Genomic DNA, 17,262 nt, shown 5'->3' with positions numbered 1-17,262 from the left:
TTCAATGGGCTTCCTCGCGCAACGGCCGCGCCAGCAGCGACCGCACGACCTGCTCGACCGGTGCGCCTTCGAGCAACGCGCACACCGCTGCTGTGACCGGCATGTCCACCCCAACCGCCTGCGCGGCCTCGCGCAGCACCGGTGCGGTCGCGGCACCTTCCGCCACGGTGCGGCGGTCGGCGAGCAGCTCCACCGCCGCCTTGCCCTGCCCCAGGCCGACGCCGAGCGAGAAGTTGCGAGAATTTATCGATGAGCAGGTCAGCACCAGATCCCCGAGTCCCGACAGCCCCGCCAGAGTCTCGGGCCGCCCGCCGCGCGCGACGCCGAAGCGCGTCATCTCGGCAAAACCGCGCGCGATCAGCGCCGCGCGCGCGTTCAGCCCCAGCCCCGCGCCCTCGACCACGCCGCACGCGATCGCCAGCACATTCTTGACCGCGCCGCCAATCTCCGCGCCCGCGACATCGGACGAGCCATAAGTGCGGAACGCCGGCCCCGCGAGCCGCTCGGCCAGTGCCTCGCGCAACCCTTCATCCTCGCACGCCAATGTCACTGCGGTCGGCAATCCCTTCGCCACCTCGTGCGCGAAGGTCGGCCCCGACAGCACCGCCACCGGGGCGTCGGGATGAAGCTCGCGCGAGACCTCGGCGACCAGCTTGCGCGTTCCCGCCTCGATCCCCTTGGCGCACAGCACCAGCGGCCGGCCGGCCACCGGTGCCGCCACCAGCACGGACCGCAGGAATTGTGCGGGCACCACCACCAGCAGCGCTTCGGCATCATCGAGATCGGCCAGTTCGCCGGTTGCGCGGATCGATGGCGACAGCGGCACGCCGGGCAGGAACAGCCGGTTTTCATGGGCGTCGTTGACCGACGCCACGACGTCATCCTCGCGCGCCCACAAGGTCACCGGCGCGTCGCCGCGCGCCGCGACCTGTGCGAGGGCCGTGCCCCATGCGCCACCGCCAAGAACGCCGATCCTCATGCCTTCACGCCCGCCCCTCTCACCTTCTCCGCATCCGGATCGAGCGGCCAGCGCGGGCGCGCGGCCAGGTCGAGCGGATCGGTCAGTCCGGCGGCGAAGCGCTCCGCCCCGGCCCAGGCGATCATGGCGGCATTGTCGGTGCAGAGCCAGAGCGGCGGCGCGACGAAGCGCAGCCCATGCTCGCCCGCCAGCGCTTCGAGCGCCCCACGCACCGCGCCATTGGCCGCGACGCCACCGGCGACCACGAGCGCCGACGCCTGTGGCGCCTTGCCCAATGCGATCCGCGTGCGGTCGACCAGGCAATCCACCACCGCCTGCTGGAACGAGGCCGCGAGATCGGCGGCGGGGAACTTGCCCGCCTTGCGCGCGACGTCGCTCTTCAGTCCCGCGAACGAGAAATGCGGCTCGCCCGACCCGACCAGCGGACGCGGCAGCGGCACCGCGCGCGGGTCACCATCCTTGGCCGCGCGCTCGACCGCCGGCCCGCCGGGAAAACCCAGGCCCAGCAATTTCGCGGTCTTGTCGAACGCCTCGCCGGCGGCATCATCGATCGTCGTGGCAAGGCGCCGATACCGCCCGACGCCCTCGACCAGCAACAGCTGGCAATGCCCGCCCGACACGAGCAGCAGCAGATAGGGGAAGTCCAGATCGGGATCGGCCAGCCGCGGCGAGAGCGCGTGACCTTCGAGATGATTGACCGCCACCAGCGGCTTGCCCGCGGCATGCGCCAGCGCCTTGCCGGTCACCAGCCCGACCATGACGCCACCGATCAGCCCCGGCCCGGCGGTCGCTGCGATCGCATCGACATCGGCGAGCGTCACGCCCGCATCGGCCAGCGCCGCCTCGACCAGAGGCGCCAGCGCCTCGACATGCGCGCGCGCCGCGATTTCGGGCACCACCCCGCCGAACGGCCGGTGCGCCTCGTCCTGCCGCGCGAGCCGGTGCGCCAGCACCTCGCGCTTGTCGGTCACCAGCGCGGCGGCGGTTTCGTCACAACTCGATTCGAGGCCCAGGATCAGCATGGCCCCGATCTAGGCATTCGTGCTTAACTTGTCGAAGATTGCGCCATCGCCGCCGCGACCTTGGCTTCGGACTGTGCGTGCAATGCCCAGAAGTCGCGCACCGGCTCGCCGCGTAGCACGCCCTGCAGCACCGCCAGATGTGAATGCCAGCCCCCGCCGAAATTGGCGAGCGGCCCCGGGCCGGTGATCCCGCTATGCGTCAGCACCAGCCGCGTGCGGTCACCCTCCGCTTCGAACAACTCGAACTTCGCGACCCCTTCCTTGCCGCCGTCCCAGCTGATCGCGAACACGCGCGGCGGGTCGAACTCGAGCACGCGCTCGACGCCCTTCGCGCCCTTATATTCGGCATATGCCGCCGGATAAGGGACATCGTCGGCCGACAGATTATCATGGTCGAACACCAGCTCGACCGCCTCGCCCGCGCGCGCATCGGTGCCGCCCGAAAACCATTGCTCGCGCAGGCTCGCCTCGGTGAGATAGCGCCACACCGTCGCCGGCGGCGCATCGAGCAGCCGCTCCATACGCAGCGTGCCGGGCGCGGGGATTTCGAGGTCGATCATGCGGGTCACTCCGTGATGCGGGCGAGGCTGTCTAGGATCATCGTCCAGCCCTTGCGGGTCTGCTCCTTATAGGCCGCCCATTGCGGGTCCATTTCATGCGTGAGGGTGAGCGTGCAGCCGGTTTCCGTCGGCGCGATCTCGATCGACACGCGAGTCCATTCGCCCTCTTCCGCCGGATCGGCGGCGAACAGGAAGACCAGCCGCGACGGCCGCTCGATCACCTCATATTTCAGTCGGTGCGCGGCATCGCCGCGCTCGCGCCGCTCGACGATCAGCGCGCGGCCGCCGACGCGTGCGTCGATCTCCACCGTCTGCATTTTGCCGTCCGGCGTCGCGAACAGGAAACGGCGCGCCATCTCGGGATCGAGCCAGGCGTCGAACACGCGCTCTGGCGAGGCGGCGAGTTCCCGCCGCACGGTAAGAACGACCGGCTCGCTCATCGCTCGGTCTCCTTGTGATCGCGCAGCAGTGCTTCCAGCGCGTCGAGCCGCAGATTCCAGAACTGCTCCCATTGCCGCAACCATTGCTCGGCTTCGGCCAATGGCCCGGCCTCCAGCCGGCAGAGCTGCGCGCGTCCGGCCTTGCGGCGCGTCACCAGCCCCGCTCGTTCGAGCACCTGCACATGCTTCGACGCCCCGGCGAAGCTCATCGCATAGGGCTGGGCAAGCTCGCCGATGCTCTTCTCGCCCAGCGCGAGGCTGGCGAGCATCCCGCGCCGCGTCGGGTCGGCCAGCGCATGAAAAGTGGCATCGAGTCGTTCAACCATATGGTTGAACTACCCGCTCGCCTCAGAATAGTCAACCGATCGGTTTAGCTTCGCGCGAGTACAGCGTCAGCCACGAACGGATTGCTCTGCCGCTCCTGCGCGAACGTGCTGGGCTGGCCATGGCCGGGCACGAACACCGTTTCCCCGCCCAGCGGCCACAGCTTGCCGGTAATGGCGTCGAGCAGGTCCTGATGATTGCCCATCGGGAAATCGGTGCGCCCGATCGATCCCTGAAAGATCACGTCGCCGACCATCGCCAGCTTCGACGGCGCATGGTGGAACACGACATGGCCCGGCGTGTGGCCGGGGCAATGATAGACGTCGAGCGTCAAATTCCCCACCGTCACCGTGTCGCCATCGACCAGCCAGCGGTCGGGCTCGAAGATCCTGCCGTCGATGCCATAGCTGCGGCCGTCATCCTCCAGCCGGCTGATCCAGAAGCGGTCGGCCTCGTGCGGGCCCTCGATCGGCACGCCCAGTTCCTTGGCCAGCGTCCCGGCCTGCCCGCAATGATCGATATGGCCATGCGTGATCAGCAATTTCTCGATGGTGACACCATGCTGCTTCGCCGCCGCCTTCAGCCGGTCGAGATCGCCGCCCGGATCGGTAAAGGCGCCGCGCATCGTCTGCGTGCACCAGATCAGCGTGCTGTTCTGCTGCAACGGGGTTACCGGCACGATCGCGGCACGCAGCGGAGGATTGGAAGCATCGGTCATCGCGCTGCGAGATAGGCGGCGCGCGCGCCTGCGGCAACAAAGCCGTGCATCAATCACGGCTTGCGGCTTGGCGCGCGGGATTGCATGCCGTTGCGCAATGCGCGCCGACGCCCCTTTCGTGCTGCTCGACGATGCCCGGCCGGGCGGCGTGGATGCGCATTTCTACCGCGACCCGCTTCGCACCATCGTGGCGCACAGCGCGGACGAGGTCCGCGATGCGCTGGCCGCGCTCGATGCCGCGCAGGCCGAAGGCCTGCACGCCGCCGGCTACATCGCCTACGAAGCCGGGCACGCGCTCGAACCCAGACTGAAAGCCCCGATCACGGCCGGTCCACTACTGTGGTTCGGCCTGTTCGATTGCGTCGAGATCATCCCCGCCGCCGACATCCCGTCGCGCTTGCCCGACCCGGCCAGCGCCTGGCTCGGCCGGCCCCGGCCCGGCATCTCGCGCGCCGATTACGGCGCCGCCTTCGCCCGCGTGCATGAGTGGATCGAGGCCGGCGACATCTATCAGGCCAACCTCACCTTCCGCGCCGCCGTCCGCGTGCTCGGCGATCCGCTCGCCGCCTATGCCGCGGTCCGCCAGCGCGCCGCGGCCGGCTATGGCGGCATCGTATGGACCGGCAGCGACTGGCTGCTGTCCTTCTCGCCGGAACTGTTCCTCGCGCTGCGCGGCGGCGAACTGATCGCGCGCCCGATGAAGGGGACCACGCCAAGAGGCGCCACCCCGGACGAAGACGAGGCCGCCCGCGCCACCCTCGCCAGCGACGAAAAGCAGCGCGCCGAGAATTTGATGATCGCCGACCTGATGCGCAACGACCTCACGCGCATCGCCGCGCCCGGCAGCGTCTCGGTGCCAGAGCTGTTCAAGGTCGAAACCTATCCGACGCTGCACACGATGGTCTCGACGATTGCTGCGAAACTCGCCCCCGGCACCAGCATTGGCGAAATCATCGCCGCGACCTTCCCGTGCGGATCGGTCACCGGCGCACCCAAGATTCGCGCGATGGAAGTGATCGGCGCGGTCGAGCCCGACGCGCGAGGCGTTTACACCGGCTCGATCGGCCGCATCGACCCGAATGGCGACGCCGCGTTCAACGTTGCGATCCGCACGCTGCACCTGCCCGCCGGCGGCGACACCGCCAGCATCGGCCTCGGCTCGGGCGTGGTCGCGGATTCGCGCGCGGGCGAGGAATGGGACGAATGCCTTGCCAAGGGCGCGTTCCTGACGCGCGGCCAGCGCCGCTTCGACCTGATCGAGACGATGCGTTTCGACCCCGTGGACGGGATCGCGCTGCTCGAACGTCATCTCGCGCGGATCAAGGAGAGCGCCGAGGTGTTCGGTTTCACGTTCGACCGCCATGCCGCACGCAACGAGCTCCAGGCGGCGACTTTCCGCCTGCGTGGTCCGGCGCGCGTGCGGCTGCTGCTGTCGGCGAAGAGCAATATCGCGATCGGCACCGCGCCACTGCCGCCCGCGCCCAAAGCGCCAGTCACCGTCGCGATCCGTCCGCTCATAGTCGCGCCGCGCGACTTCCGCCTCACGCACAAGACCAGCGACCGCCGCATCTACGCGCGCAACGAAGGCACGTTCGAGACCATCTACACCGACCCTGACGGCCACCTCACCGAGGGCAGCTTCTCCTCGATCTTCGTCGAGCGCGACGGCATCCTGCTCACCCCGCCCTTGTCGCGCGGCCTGCTCCCCGGCGTGTTGCGCGCCGAGCTGCTCGACACCGGCCGCGCCGCCGAAGCCGATCTCACCCCGGCCGATCTCGCCAGCGGGTTCTTCATCGGCAACGCGCTGCGCGGACTGATATCAGCTGTTACGGTTGCGGAAGAGGGTACCTCGGACCTATAGGGCGCGCGCGTTCCCTCCAGTCAGGACCCGTCATGCAGACCTCCGCCGCGCTCAACCGTATCCAGCCCTCCGCCACGCTCGCCATGACGAGCCGCGTGCTGGACCTGAAACGGCAGGGCATCGACGTGATCGGCCTCGGCGCGGGCGAGCCCGACTTCGACACGCCCGACTTCGTCAAGGAAGCGGCGATCGAGGCGATCCGCAACGGCGCGACCAAATATACCAATGTCGACGGCACCGCCGAGCTCAAGGCTGCGATCGTCGCCAAGTTCGCGCGCGAGAACGGCCTCACCTATGCCGAGAACCAGATCAGCGTGAACTCGGGCGGCAAGCACACGCTGTTCAACGCCTTCTGCGCGACGATCGACCCGGGCGACGAGGTGATCGTGCCCGCCCCCTATTGGGTGAGCTATCCCGACGTGGTCGAGTTCGCCGGCGGCAAGCCGGTCTTCATCAGCGCCGGCGCCGATCAGAACTACAAGATCAGGCCCGAGCAGCTCGACGCCGCGATCACCGCCAGAACCAAATGGGTCGTGCTCAACTCGCCGTCCAACCCGACCGGCGCGGCCTATAGCGAGGCCGAGCTGCGCGCGCTGGGCCAGGTGCTAGAACGTCACCCGCATGTGCTGATCTATGCCGACGATATGTACGAGCACATCCTGTACGACGGCTTCGAGTTCAAGACGATCGCGCAGGTCTGCCCCTCGCTCCACGATCGCACGCTGACCGCGAACGGCGTGTCCAAGGCCTATGCCATGACCGGCTGGCGCATCGGCTATGCCGGCGGCCCGCAATGGCTGATCAAGGCGATGGGCAAGCTCCAGTCGCAATCAACGTCGAACCCATGCAGCGTGTCGCAGGCCGCGTCGGTCGCGGCGCTCAATGGCGACCAGTCGTTCCTCAAGGACCGCGCCGCCGCTTTCCAGAAGCGCCGCGACCTCGTCGTATCGATGCTCAACCAGATCAACGGCATGAACTGCCCGCGGCCCGAAGGCGCCTTCTACGTCTATCCCGAATTCAGCGCGCTGATCGGCAAGACCACGCCCAAGGGCCTCGTCATCGACACCGACGAGACGATGGTCGGCTATCTGCTCGACGACGCCAAGGTGGCGGCGGTGCATGGCGGCGCGTTCGGCTTCTCGCCGGCGCTGCGCATCAGCTATGCGACCAGCGAGGATATCCTGACCGAGGCGTGCGGCCGCATTCAGGAAGCCTGCGCCGCGCTGCGCTAAGCTGAACCTCGCCTAACACAAGGCGCCACTGCCGGTTCATCGGCGACAACTAAAACTTGGCTTGGATTCGCGGGACGGGGTTCCGACCTCTCCCGCATTCAAGCACAGGGAATTGCTCATGCTCGCGATGTTCAAATCCGCGATGTTCCACCGTTTCCTCGCCGGCTTCTCGCTCGGCGCGATCGGAATGGTGGCGTTCAACATTGAACAGGTCGCCGCGCACACCATCTTTTAGGGCGTGCGCGTTGTCCTCGCCCTTGCCGGGCTGACCAGCCTCGGCCTCTTCGCCGCCGCCAGCTATGCGGGCGCCGCCGAAAAGGCCGTCAACATCCCCGCCGCAACGCACGACGTCGCCGCCGCACCCGGCAATCAGGTCGCGGTCCTCGCCGGCGGCTGCTTCTGGGGGATGGAAGCGGTGTTCGAGGGGGTGAAGGGCGTCAGGTCGGTGACCAGCGGCTATGCCGGCGGCACTCGCGGCACCGCCACCTACGATCAGGTCTCGAGCGAACGAACGCGCCACGCCGAGGCGATCCGCATCGTCTACGACCCGCGCGCGGTCAGCTACGCCACGCTGCTGCGCATCTATTTCGCCGTCGCCCACGACCCGACGCAGCTCAACCGCCAAGGTCCCGATACCGGCCCCAGCTATCGCTCGGCGATCTTCCCACAGAACCCGGGGCAAGCCCGCGTCGCGCGAACCTATATCGCGCAACTGGCCGCCAGCCGCGCCTATCCCCAGCCGATCGTCACCACGGTCGAGACCGGCCAATTCTATCTCGCCGAGCCGGAGCATCAGGACTTCGCCCGCCGCAACCCGAGCCACCCCTATATCGTGCGCTGGGACAAGCCCAAGGTCGCCGCCTTCCGCGCCGCCTTCCCCTCGCTCGCGCGCTAGGCGAGGCCCAGTTCCGCCAGCTTCCCCGCCAGCTCCGGCGGTAATGACGCCATGTCGCCGCTGCCCAGATCCGGCGGCGCGTCCTTTCCCTCGAGATAGCGCCAGCCCTGATGCGCGCGCTTGGGCCGCGGCTGCACCAGAATCAGCTCGGACTCGAGATGGATCGCCACCCGCCCGCCTTCGGCCTCGCCGAAGCTGACGATCGGCGTCCGTCCGATCAGCTGGTGCTTGATGATCCAGAACAGCGAACCCCCGACGATCTCCTCATGCCGCTTGGGCAGATAGCGCGTCGTCAGGAAGGAAGGCCCATGCGCCGCACGCAGCGCGAGCCGCTCCCTGAGATACTCGATACTGTCGCAGCCATAGGCGACCTTGGTGAGATGCAGCGGCATCGCACCAATCTGGGCAGCGCGAGGCCGTGGATCAACCCGCCAGCCCGGCTGCCACCGCCAGCCCGAGGAATGCGAGGAACCCCATCGAATCGGTCACCATCGTCACGAACACCGACGAGGCGACCGCCGGGTCCTGCCCCATTCGGTCCAGCGTCACCGGCACCAGCACGCCGGCCAGCCCCGCGACGAGGATGTTGATCACGATTGCCGCCGCGATCACGCCGCCCAGCGCCGCGTTGGCGAACACCACAGCTGCGCCGATTCCCAGCAGCACCGCGATCGTCCCGCCATTCAACAGCGCAACCAGAATCTCGCGCCGGATCGTCCGCACGGTGTTCGATTGCGTCAGCTGGTTGGTCGCGAGCGCGCGCACCACGATCGCCATCGTCTGCGTGCCGGCATTGCCGCCGACCGACGCGACGATCGGCATCAGCACCGCCAGCGCCACCATCTGCTCGATCGCGCCGCCGAACAGCGCGATGATCGACGACGCCACCAGCGCCGTGAACAGGTTGGCGATCAGCCACCGCACGCGCGCGAGATAGCTGTCACGCACCGGCTCGTTGATGTCGCCGTCGCCAGCACCCGACAGCAGCAGCGCGTCCTCGCCCGCTTCCTCGGAGATGATGTGGACGATGTCGTCCACCGTGATCATACCGACCAGCCGGCCGCTGTCGTCGACCACCGCGGCCGAGATCAGCGCGTACTTCTGGAATTTGAGCGCCACTTCCTCCTGGTCCATCTCGACCGGGATCAGCGTCTGCTCGCGCTTCATAACGTCCGACATCGACACCGCGCGCGGCGTGCGCAAAATCCATGACAGCGCGCAGGTGCCGACCGGCTTGTGCCCCGGATCGACGACGAAGATTTCCCAGAAATCGGTCGCCAGATCCTCGGTCTTGCGCAGGAAGTCGAGCACGTCGCCGACCGTCCAGTGCTCGGGCACCGCGATCAGCTCGCGCTGCATCAGGCGGCCGGCGGATTCCTCCGGATAGGACAGCGCCTCCTCGATCGCGGCACGGTCATCGGGGTCCAGCGCGCGGAGGACGGCGCGCTGGTCCTCCTCCTCCATGTCCTCGATGATCGCGACCGCGTCGTCGGTATCGAGCTCGGCGGCGATGTCGGCCACCTCGTGCGGGTCGAGCGCCTCGATCAGCTCGTCGCGGACCCAGTCGTTCATTTCGGACAGTACGTCGCCGTCAATCAGCCCGGCGATCGCCGCCGCCAGCGCCTGACGCTGGTCGCCCGGGGTCAGTTCGACCAGATCGGCGATGTCGGCGGGGTGGAGCGGCTCGACCTTCTCGCGCGCCGCCTCGATCTCGCCCGCCTCGACCAGTTCGAGCACGGCGCGGACGAAGTCGGGGCTGAGATGCTCATGCCCCTCATGCGCCGATTCGGGCGTGTGAACGGTATCGGTCTCGTCGGTCATCGAGCCCTCCCGTGTGGCGCCTGCGCGCCTCCTCTAACGCGCTCAAATCATGCTGCCAATGCCGTTGCGCCGCTACCCGATTTGCAACGGCAGCCGCACTTGCCTAGTTGGCATCCGCATTCCCCATTGGAGCAACGCAATGTCCGACCTTCCCACGCGCCTGACCCTCACCCTCGATACGGGCGACGTGCAGATTCGCCTTCGTCCGGATCTCGCGCCCAAGCATGTCGAGCGCATCGCCAAGCTCGCCGACAGCGGCTTTTATGACGGCGTCGTCTTCCACCGCGTGATCGCGGGCTTCATGGCGCAGGGCGGCGATCCCACCGGCACCGGCATGAGCGGTTCGAAGGAGCCCAACCTCCCCGCCGAGTTCAGCAGCGAGCCGCACGTCCGCGGAGTCTGCTCGATGGCGCGCACCAACGATCCCAACAGCGCCAATTCGCAATTCTTCATCTGCCTCGACGACGCGACCTTCCTCGACCGCCAGTACACCGTGTGGGGCGAAGTGACCGAGGGCATGGACCATGTCGATGCGCTCCCCAAGGGCGAGCCGCCGCGCAACCCGGGCAAGATCGTCAAGGCGACGACCGCGGCTTAAAAGGCGGTTAAGCGGGAGTTCAATCCGGAACCGGCAGGGCTTCGAGCATGTTAGGCACGACCATGATGACACGAAGCCTTGCCGCCGTTGCGGCGATCACCCTCGCTTTGCCTGCCGCCGCGCAGCAGGGCACGCTCGCACAGGTGCAGGACCATCTGCGCGCCGCGCAGACCATGACCGCCGCGTTCGAGCAGACCGACCGCGCCGGCAAGACCGTGCGCGGCACCCTGACGCTCAAAAAGCCGGGCAAGATCCGCTTCCAATATGAAAAGGGCGTGCCGCTGCTGATCGTCGGCGACGGCAGCTCGCTCTGGTTCATCGACTATTCGGTGCGGCAGGTGTCGCGCTGGCCGGTCAAGAACTCGCCGCTCGGCGTGCTGCTCGACCCCAATCGCGACCTGTCGCGCGTCGCGAAGGTCGTGCCGACCGGCAACCCCAATGTCGTCAGCATCGAGGCGCACGACCCCAAGCGGCCCGAATATGGCCGGCTGACGTTGGTGTTCGCCAAACAGGCCTCGGCCCCCGGCGGCCTCATGCTGCAAGGCTGGGTCGCGCTCGACAGCCAGAACAACCGCACCACCGTGCGCCTGTCGAATCAGCGCTTCAACGCCGCAATCAGCGACGGAGCGTTCCGCTGGAACGACCCGCGGAGAAAAGGCGGCAACCGCTGACCGCCCTATTCATGTTGGCGACAGCTTCGCCCCGCTAACACGGCTCTTGCGGACGGGGCGTCCGGGATTTTTCCCCCTGTTGCCTGGACAATGTCCCTTCCCGCCTGCGTGACGAACGCCAGGTCGGCCCTCGCTCCATGCCCCCGGAGCGGGGGCCTTTGGCGTTTTTGAGGCGCTGCGCTGGGCGCCGCACCAGCCCGCTCCCCCACCCGGCCACCCATGGAATACTGACGTAGGGCGTCCGGCTGGCGCAGCGGACTGGTGCGACACCCACCTCCCTCGTCACCCCGGGCTTGACCCGGGGTCCCGCTTCTTCTCCACCCCACCGACGATGTCGCGCCCCACTAGCGCCCCCACCCCAACCCGACTACATCCGCCCCGCAATGAAAATCGCCTCCTGGAACATCAACTCGGTCCGCTTCCGCATGGACATCGTCCAGCAATTCCTGCGCGAAGAAGCGCCCGACATCTTGTGCCTTCAGGAAACCAAGGTCATCGACGGCGACTTCCCGCACGCTCCGCTGCGCGAGCTCGGCTACGACCACATCATCATTCACGGCCAGCGCATGCATCACGGCGTCGCGATCGTCAGCCGTATCCCGGTGACCGAGGATGACCGCTTCGACTGGCAGGCCAATGGCGAGGCGCGCCATGTCGGCGTGCGCCTGCCCAACGGCGTGCGGCTCGAAAATGTCTACGTGCCCGCGGGCGGCGACATTCCCGACCGCGAGCTGAATCCGAAATTCGGCCAGAAGCTCGACTTCGTCGAACGCATGACGCGCTGGTCAGAGGGCCTCTCCGGCATCCCGTCGATCGTCACCGGCGACTTCAACATCGCCCCGCTCGAATGCGACGTGTGGAGCCACAAGCAGCTGCTCGGCGTCGTCAGCCATACGCCGGTCGAAGTCGCCGCGCTCGCGCGGTTGCAGGCGGCAAACGACTGGATCGATCTGGGCCGCGAGTTCATCCCTGCGCCCGAGCGCTGCTTCACCTGGTGGAGCTACCGCGCCAAGGACTGGCTCGCCTCGGACCGCGGCCGCAGGCTCGACCACATGTGGGCGAGCCGCGACGTCGCTGCGAAGGCCACTGCGCATCGCGTGTGCGAACCGGTGCGCGGCTGGCTCAAGCCGTCGGACCATGTGCCGATCGTGACGGAATTCGACTTTTGAACGCGCGCGCGGTTGCTCAGGCGATCGACGCCCTGCGCCGCGGCTGGCCGATCGCGATTCGCGGCGAGGCGGGAACGCTGTCGCTGCTCGCGATCGAGACCGCCGACGCCGGCCGCCTCGCCGAGTTCGACCCCGACGCCACGGCACCGGTGCTGATCTCCGCCGGTCGCGCGGTGACGCTCAAGCTCGCCAACCAGCTCGAAGCCGCCACCCCCGACGCCCCCGTGCTCGTCCAGCGCGCGCCATGGCTCGACTTCGATGGCGCGGTCGCGCTCGCCGACCCGCAGCTCGATCTCGCCACCCCGCTCAAAGGGCCGTTCCGCGCGATCCCCGTCACCACGCCGGACGCCGCTTCCGCCGCGCTGCGTCTCGCCCGCATTGCCGGGCTGGTCCCCGCTTTCTTCGTACAGGAAGGCGGCGCTGAAGCCGTCACGCCAGCCGATATCGACGCGCACGAAGACCCCGCGCGCTTGGCGATCGTCACCCGCGCGCGACTCCCGGTCGCGGGCGCGGAGGATGCCGAGATCGTCGCCTTCCGCACGCCTGAAGCCCCCGACGAACATATCGCGCTGCTGATCGGCCAGCCGACCGGCGCGCCGCCGCTCGTCCGCCTGCACAGCGAGTGCCTGACCGGCGACGTGCTCGGCAGCCTCAAATGCGATTGCGGCCCGCAACTCCACGCCGCGATCGCCGAAATCGCGCAAGCCGGCTGGGGCGTGCTGCTCTATCTCCGCCAGGAAGGCCGCGGCATCGGCCTGATCAACAAGCTCCGCGCCTATGCGTTGCAGGATCAGGGCTTCGACACGGTCGACGCCAACACCCGCCTCGGCTTCGCGGTCGATGCACGCGATTTCGGCGTGGCCGGGCGGATGCTGAAGCTATTGGGGCAGGACAGGGTGCGCCTGCTCACCAACAATCCCGCCAAGGTCGCAGGCCTGCAAGCGACCGGGATCGAAGTGATCGAACGCGTGCCGCATCACCTGCCGCCGAACCCCCACAACGAACGCTACCTCGCAACCAAGCGGGATCGCACAGGTCATCAACTCTAGTCGAGCGCCCCCGCCAGCCACGCCGGCAGCACCGCATCGCCAAGCGCCTCGACTCGCCGAAACTCCACCATCAGCCCGATCTCCGGATACACCGCCCGCGTCCGCTCGCCCGCCTCGCCCAGCGGCGCCACCACCAGCCGCCGGTTGACCTTGGCGCGCCAGTTCATCCGCGCGGTATTCTCCTGCCCGACGTAACATCCCTTGGAAAAGCTCACGCCGTTCAGCTCGGCGGCATTGCACTCCAACCACAGCGTCTTGTCCGATCCGAGTTCACCCACGCCCTCGGTGACGCCAAGCCGCAGCCTGTGTTCCAGCCAGCCGCTCGCCGCTTCGCCACCAGCCTCGCCCAGCCAGCGAAACCCCAGTTCCGCCAGCCGCGGGTCGGCTACGCCCCGCCCGGCCTCTCGCGACCAATGCACCCCGCCTTCGATCGCCTCGATGACGATCTTCCGCCGCAGCCGGTAGATCGACAGCCGCCGCACCAGTGCCTCGCGCTGATCCGCCTCGCAGTCGATCAGCACATCGTCGCCATCCCCCCACAGAAGGAAATCGAACAGCGCCTTGCCCTGCGCGGTCAGCAGCCCCGCCCATAACGGCGCGTCCGGCCGCACCATCGCGACATCCTGCGTCACCAACCCTTGCAGGAACCCGCGTACATCTTCCCCCGAGACGCGGATCAGGGCACGCCCTTCCAATCGGGTGGCGGACAGCAGGGTGGCATCGCTCATGCCGAACAGGTAGGACGCCCGCGACCCAACCGAAAGAGGCGGATATGGCGACCTTCGATCTCAAGCTCACCGGCGGCGCCGTCCACCTCCCTTCCGGCCCGGTGCACACCGATGTCGGCGTGCGCGACGGCAAGATTGTCGAGATCGGCGCGACCGGCGACGCGGGCGAGACGATCGACTGTACCGGCCTCGACGTGCTGCCCGGCGTGATCGACACGCAAGTCCATTTCCGCGAACCCGGCCTGGAAGCCAAGGAAGACCTCGAATCCGGCAGCCGCGCCGCGGTGCTGGGCGGCGTCACCGCGGTGTTCGAGATGCCGAACACCAAGCCCAACACCGACAGCGCGGATGCGGTGAACGACAAGCTCGCCCGCGCCAAGGACCGCATGTGGTGCGACCACGCCTTCTATGTCGGCGCCACCAACAGCAACGCTGCCGACCTTGCCGAACTCGAACGGATGCCCGGCACCGCGGGGGTGAAAATCTTCATGGGCGCTTCGACCGGGGACCTGCTGGTGTCGGACGACGCCAATCTCGCCCGCGTCCTCGCCAGCGGCCACCGCCGCGTCGCGATCCATGCCGAGGACGAGTTTCGCATGAACGCGCGCGAAGGCGAGCGCATCGCCGGCGACCCCTCGTCGCACCCCGTCTGGCGCGACGATGAATCCGCGATCCTCGCCACCCGCCGCATTCTCAAGCTCGCGCGCGAGGCGAAGCGCCGCATCCACGTCCTCCACGTCACCACGCCCGCCGAACTGGAGCTGCTCGCGCAGCACAAGGACATCGCCACCTGCGAGGTCACCCCGCAGCACCTGACGCTGGCGGGCGAGGACGCCTATCCGCGCCTCGGCAGCTATGCCCAGATGAACCCGCCGATCCGCTCCGCCGCCCACCGCGATGGCCTGTGGCACTGGCTCAACCAAGGCGTGCCCGACGTGCTCGGCTCGGACCACGCGCCGCACACGATCGAGGAAAAGGCCAAGCCCTATCCCGCCAGCCCCAGCGGCATGCCCGGCGTGCAGACATTGCTCCCGCTGCTGCTCGACCATGTCGCCAAGGGTCGCACCACGCTGGCGCGCCTGATCGACCTCACCAGCGCCGGCCCGCAGCGCGTGTTCGGCCTGGTCGGCAAGGGCCGCATCGCCGCCGGTTACGACGCCGATTTCACGGTGGTCGATCTGAAGGCGCAATGGACGATCGAGGAAAGCTGGCTCGCCTCGCGTTGCGGCTGGTCGCCCTTCACCGGCGACACGCTGACCGGCAAGCCGATCGGCACGATCATCCGCGGACGTCAGGTGATGTGGGACGGCCAGCTCGCCAACGCGGCGCATGGCCGGCCGGCGCGGTTCGAGGCGGTCGAGTTCGGGTAACTACTCCGCTGCCTCCGCCACCGCCTCGCGCTCGGCCTGCTGCCGCGCCCACATGTCGGCGTAAAGCCCCCGCAGCTCCAGCAATTCGGCATGCGTGCCGCTCTCGGCGATCCGCCCCGCCTCCAGCACGACGATGCGGTCGGCATTGACCACCGTCGACAGCCGGTGCGCGATCACGATCGTCGTGCGCCCGCGCTCGATCGCTTCGAGCGTATCGAGGATCTCCGACTCGGTCCGCGAATCCAGCGCTGACGTCGCCTCGTCCAGAATCAGGATCGGCGGGTCCTTCAGCAACGTCCGCGCGATCGCCACGCGCTGCTTCTCGCCGCCGGACAGCTTCAGCCCGCGCTCGCCGACCCGCGTCGCATAGCCGTCGGGCATCGACTCGATGAACCCGGCAATCGCCGCGCCGCGCGCCGCCTGCGCCACCTGCTCCGGCGTCGCGCCCTCGCGGCCATAAGCGATATTGTAGCCCACCGTGTCGTTGAACAGCACCGTATCCTGCGGCACGATCCCGATGGCGGCACGCAGCGACGCCTGCGTCACTTGCGAAATGTCCTGCCCGTCGATCGTCACGCGCCCGCCGTTCAGATCGTAGAAACGGTACAAAATCCGCGCGAGTGTCGACTTGCCCGCCCCCGAAGGCCCGACCACCGCCACCGTCTGCCCGGGCCTGATCACCAGATCGATACCCTTGAGGATATCGCGGTCGCGCTCATAGCCGAAACGCACCCCCTCGAACCGCACCTCGCCGCGTCCGACCTCGAGCGACGCCGCGCCAGCCACATCCTTCACCTCGGCCTGCGTGTCGATCAGATCGAACATCGCCCCCATGTCGATCACGCCCTGCCGGATCGTGCGATAGACCCAGCCGAGCATGTCGAGCGGCCGGAACAGCTGCGACAACAGCGTCGACACGAACACCACGTCACCCGCGGTGAACTCGCCGGTCGACCAGCCCCACGCCACCACCGCCATGCCTGCGCCGAGCATGAAGTTGGTGATCAGCGACTGGCCCATGTTGAGCCACGCCAGCGAATTCTCGCTCTTCACCGCCGCCGTGGCATAGGCCTCGACCGCCGCCGAATAGCGGTCCGCCTCGCGCTTCTCGGCGTTGAAATATTTGACCGTCTCGAAATTGAGCAGCGAATCCACCGCATGCGCCACCGCCCCGGTGTCGAGGTCGTTCATCCGCTCGCGCAGTTTCGCGCGCCAGTCGGTCACCCAGCGTGTGAACGAGATATAGATCACCACCATCGCCATGGTGGAGGCGACCAGCCACCAGCCGAATTTCGACCCGAAAATCTGCAGCACCAGCGCCAGCTCAAGGATCGTCGGCGCGATGTTGAACAGCAGGAAATACAGCATCGAATCGATGCTCTTGGTGCCGCGCTCGACCACCTTGGTCACCGCGCCCGTGCGCCGTTCGAGATGAAAGCGCAGCGACAGCTGGTGCAGATGGGTGAAGGTGACGATCGCCAGCCGCCGCGTCGCGTCCTGCCCGACCTTCTCGAACACCGTGTTGCGCAGATTGTCGAACACCGTGGTACCCAGCCGCGCCGCGGCATAGCCCACCACCATCAGCACCACGAAGGTCACTGCGCCGCGGTCGCTCACCGACATGCTGTCGACCGCCGCCTTCAGCGCATAGGCCGCGCCATAGACCTGCACGACCTTCGAGAACAGCACGAGCAGCAGCGCACCGACGATACGCGCCTTCAGCCCCGGCATGCCGGCGGGCCACAGATAGGGGAGGAAACGCCTCAGCGTGGCGAACAACGGGCGTTCGCCGCCGGCGGGTGCGGTGTCGGGCGGCATAGGGACG

At 68.0% G+C, this 17,262-nt stretch carries 18 protein-coding genes; 8 read left to right on the top strand and 10 right to left on the bottom strand.

Features of this window, described 5'->3' with window-relative positions:
• Position 1: 1 nt before the first annotated feature.
• From M9978_RS14625 to M9978_RS14600, 6 genes are read right to left on the bottom strand one after another with little or no spacing between them, the layout of a single operon-like run.
• Positions 2–979: an NAD(P)H-dependent glycerol-3-phosphate dehydrogenase gene (locus tag M9978_RS14625; protein ID WP_254294434.1), complete on the bottom strand. Its 978-nt coding sequence runs from the start codon at positions 977–979 to the stop codon at positions 2–4.
• Positions 976–2,001, bottom strand: a complete 1,026-nt coding sequence (tsaD, locus tag M9978_RS14620) for a tRNA (adenosine(37)-N6)-threonylcarbamoyltransferase complex transferase subunit TsaD (RefSeq protein ID WP_254294432.1) — start codon at positions 1,999–2,001, stop codon at positions 976–978. The genes M9978_RS14625 and tsaD overlap by 4 nt, the downstream gene beginning before the upstream one ends.
• Positions 2,002–2,024: 23 nt before the next feature.
• A complete protein-coding gene (locus tag M9978_RS14615; protein WP_254294430.1) occupies positions 2,025–2,561 on the bottom strand; it encodes an SRPBCC family protein in 537 nt (178 codons plus the stop codon).
• Between the two features lie 5 nt (positions 2,562–2,566).
• Complete coding sequence (locus tag M9978_RS14610; protein ID WP_254294428.1) at positions 2,567–3,001, bottom strand: SRPBCC family protein; 435 nt, start codon at positions 2,999–3,001, stop codon at positions 2,567–2,569.
• Entirely contained in the window at positions 2,998–3,327 is a 330-nt protein-coding gene (locus M9978_RS14605; protein WP_254294426.1) for an ArsR/SmtB family transcription factor, read from the bottom strand. Before M9978_RS14605 ends, M9978_RS14610 begins: the two co-directional genes overlap by 4 nt.
• Positions 3,328–3,371: 44 nt before the next feature.
• Positions 3,372–4,043 carry an MBL fold metallo-hydrolase gene (locus M9978_RS14600; RefSeq protein WP_254294424.1) on the bottom strand — a complete coding sequence of 224 codons (672 nt, stop codon included), beginning with the start codon at positions 4,041–4,043 and terminating at the stop codon, positions 3,372–3,374.
• A 97-nt stretch (positions 4,044–4,140) separates the two neighbouring features.
• Here M9978_RS14600 and pabB point away from each other — a divergent pair, with 97 nt between their 5' ends.
• The 3 genes from pabB to msrA all read left to right on the top strand — a co-directional run bounded on the left by pabB (position 4,141) and on the right by msrA (position 8,031).
• On the top strand, positions 4,141–5,904 hold the full coding sequence (gene pabB / locus M9978_RS14595; protein WP_254294422.1) for an aminodeoxychorismate synthase component I: 1,764 nt from the start codon (positions 4,141–4,143) through the stop codon (positions 5,902–5,904).
• Between the two features lie 32 nt (positions 5,905–5,936).
• Positions 5,937–7,136: a pyridoxal phosphate-dependent aminotransferase gene (locus M9978_RS14590; protein ID WP_254294420.1), complete on the top strand. Its 1,200-nt coding sequence runs from the start codon at positions 5,937–5,939 to the stop codon at positions 7,134–7,136.
• Between the two features lie 265 nt (positions 7,137–7,401).
• A complete protein-coding gene (gene msrA, locus M9978_RS14585; RefSeq protein ID WP_254294475.1) occupies positions 7,402–8,031 on the top strand; it encodes a peptide-methionine (S)-S-oxide reductase MsrA in 630 nt (209 codons plus the stop codon).
• Here msrA and M9978_RS14580 read toward each other — a convergent pair.
• Together M9978_RS14580 and mgtE are read right to left on the bottom strand one after the other, a co-directional pair.
• Positions 8,028–8,423: a DUF1489 family protein gene (locus M9978_RS14580; RefSeq protein ID WP_254294418.1), complete on the bottom strand. Its 396-nt coding sequence runs from the start codon at positions 8,421–8,423 to the stop codon at positions 8,028–8,030. The genes msrA and M9978_RS14580 overlap by 4 nt on opposite strands.
• Positions 8,424–8,454: 31 nt before the next feature.
• On the bottom strand, positions 8,455–9,852 hold the full coding sequence (gene mgtE / locus M9978_RS14575) for a magnesium transporter (RefSeq protein ID WP_254294416.1): 1,398 nt from the start codon (positions 9,850–9,852) through the stop codon (positions 8,455–8,457).
• A 139-nt stretch (positions 9,853–9,991) separates the two neighbouring features.
• Between mgtE and M9978_RS14570 the strand changes: the two genes are divergently transcribed.
• The 4 genes from M9978_RS14570 to ribA all read left to right on the top strand — a co-directional run bounded on the left by M9978_RS14570 (position 9,992) and on the right by ribA (position 13,339).
• Entirely contained in the window at positions 9,992–10,450 is a 459-nt protein-coding gene (locus tag M9978_RS14570; protein WP_254294414.1) for a peptidylprolyl isomerase, read from the top strand.
• Positions 10,451–10,512: 62 nt separating this feature from the next.
• Positions 10,513–11,121: a LolA family protein gene (locus M9978_RS14565; protein WP_254294412.1), complete on the top strand. Its 609-nt coding sequence runs from the start codon at positions 10,513–10,515 to the stop codon at positions 11,119–11,121.
• A gap of 383 nt (positions 11,122–11,504) precedes the next feature.
• Positions 11,505–12,290: an exodeoxyribonuclease III gene (locus tag M9978_RS14560; RefSeq protein ID WP_254294410.1), complete on the top strand. Its 786-nt coding sequence runs from the start codon at positions 11,505–11,507 to the stop codon at positions 12,288–12,290.
• A complete protein-coding gene (ribA, locus tag M9978_RS14555) occupies positions 12,287–13,339 on the top strand; it encodes a GTP cyclohydrolase II (RefSeq protein WP_254294408.1) in 1,053 nt (350 codons plus the stop codon). Before M9978_RS14560 ends, ribA begins: the two co-directional genes overlap by 4 nt.
• Here the strand turns inward: ribA and ygfZ are convergent.
• Complete coding sequence (gene ygfZ, locus M9978_RS14550; protein WP_254294406.1) at positions 13,336–14,067, bottom strand: CAF17-like 4Fe-4S cluster assembly/insertion protein YgfZ; 732 nt, start codon at positions 14,065–14,067, stop codon at positions 13,336–13,338. The two genes, ribA and ygfZ, sit on opposite strands and share 4 nt — an antisense overlap.
• Before the next feature lie 44 nt (positions 14,068–14,111).
• Here ygfZ and M9978_RS14545 point away from each other — a divergent pair, with 44 nt between their 5' ends.
• On the top strand, positions 14,112–15,437 hold the full coding sequence (locus M9978_RS14545) for a dihydroorotase (RefSeq protein WP_254294404.1): 1,326 nt from the start codon (positions 14,112–14,114) through the stop codon (positions 15,435–15,437).
• Here the strand turns inward: M9978_RS14545 and M9978_RS14540 are convergent, their stop codons facing one another.
• The gene (locus M9978_RS14540) at positions 15,438–17,255 is read right to left on the bottom strand and encodes an ABCB family ABC transporter ATP-binding protein/permease (RefSeq protein WP_254294402.1); all 1,818 of its coding nucleotides are present in this window, start codon (positions 17,253–17,255) and stop codon (positions 15,438–15,440) included.
• Positions 17,256–17,262: the final 7 nt, after the last annotated feature.

Origin of the sequence: Sphingomonas tagetis (assembly GCF_024211275.1) — a bacterium.
In the GTDB taxonomy this organism is placed as follows: Bacteria; Pseudomonadota; Alphaproteobacteria; order Sphingomonadales; family Sphingomonadaceae; genus Sphingomonas; species Sphingomonas tagetis.
This window is presented reverse-complemented; position numbering and strand designations above follow the sequence as displayed.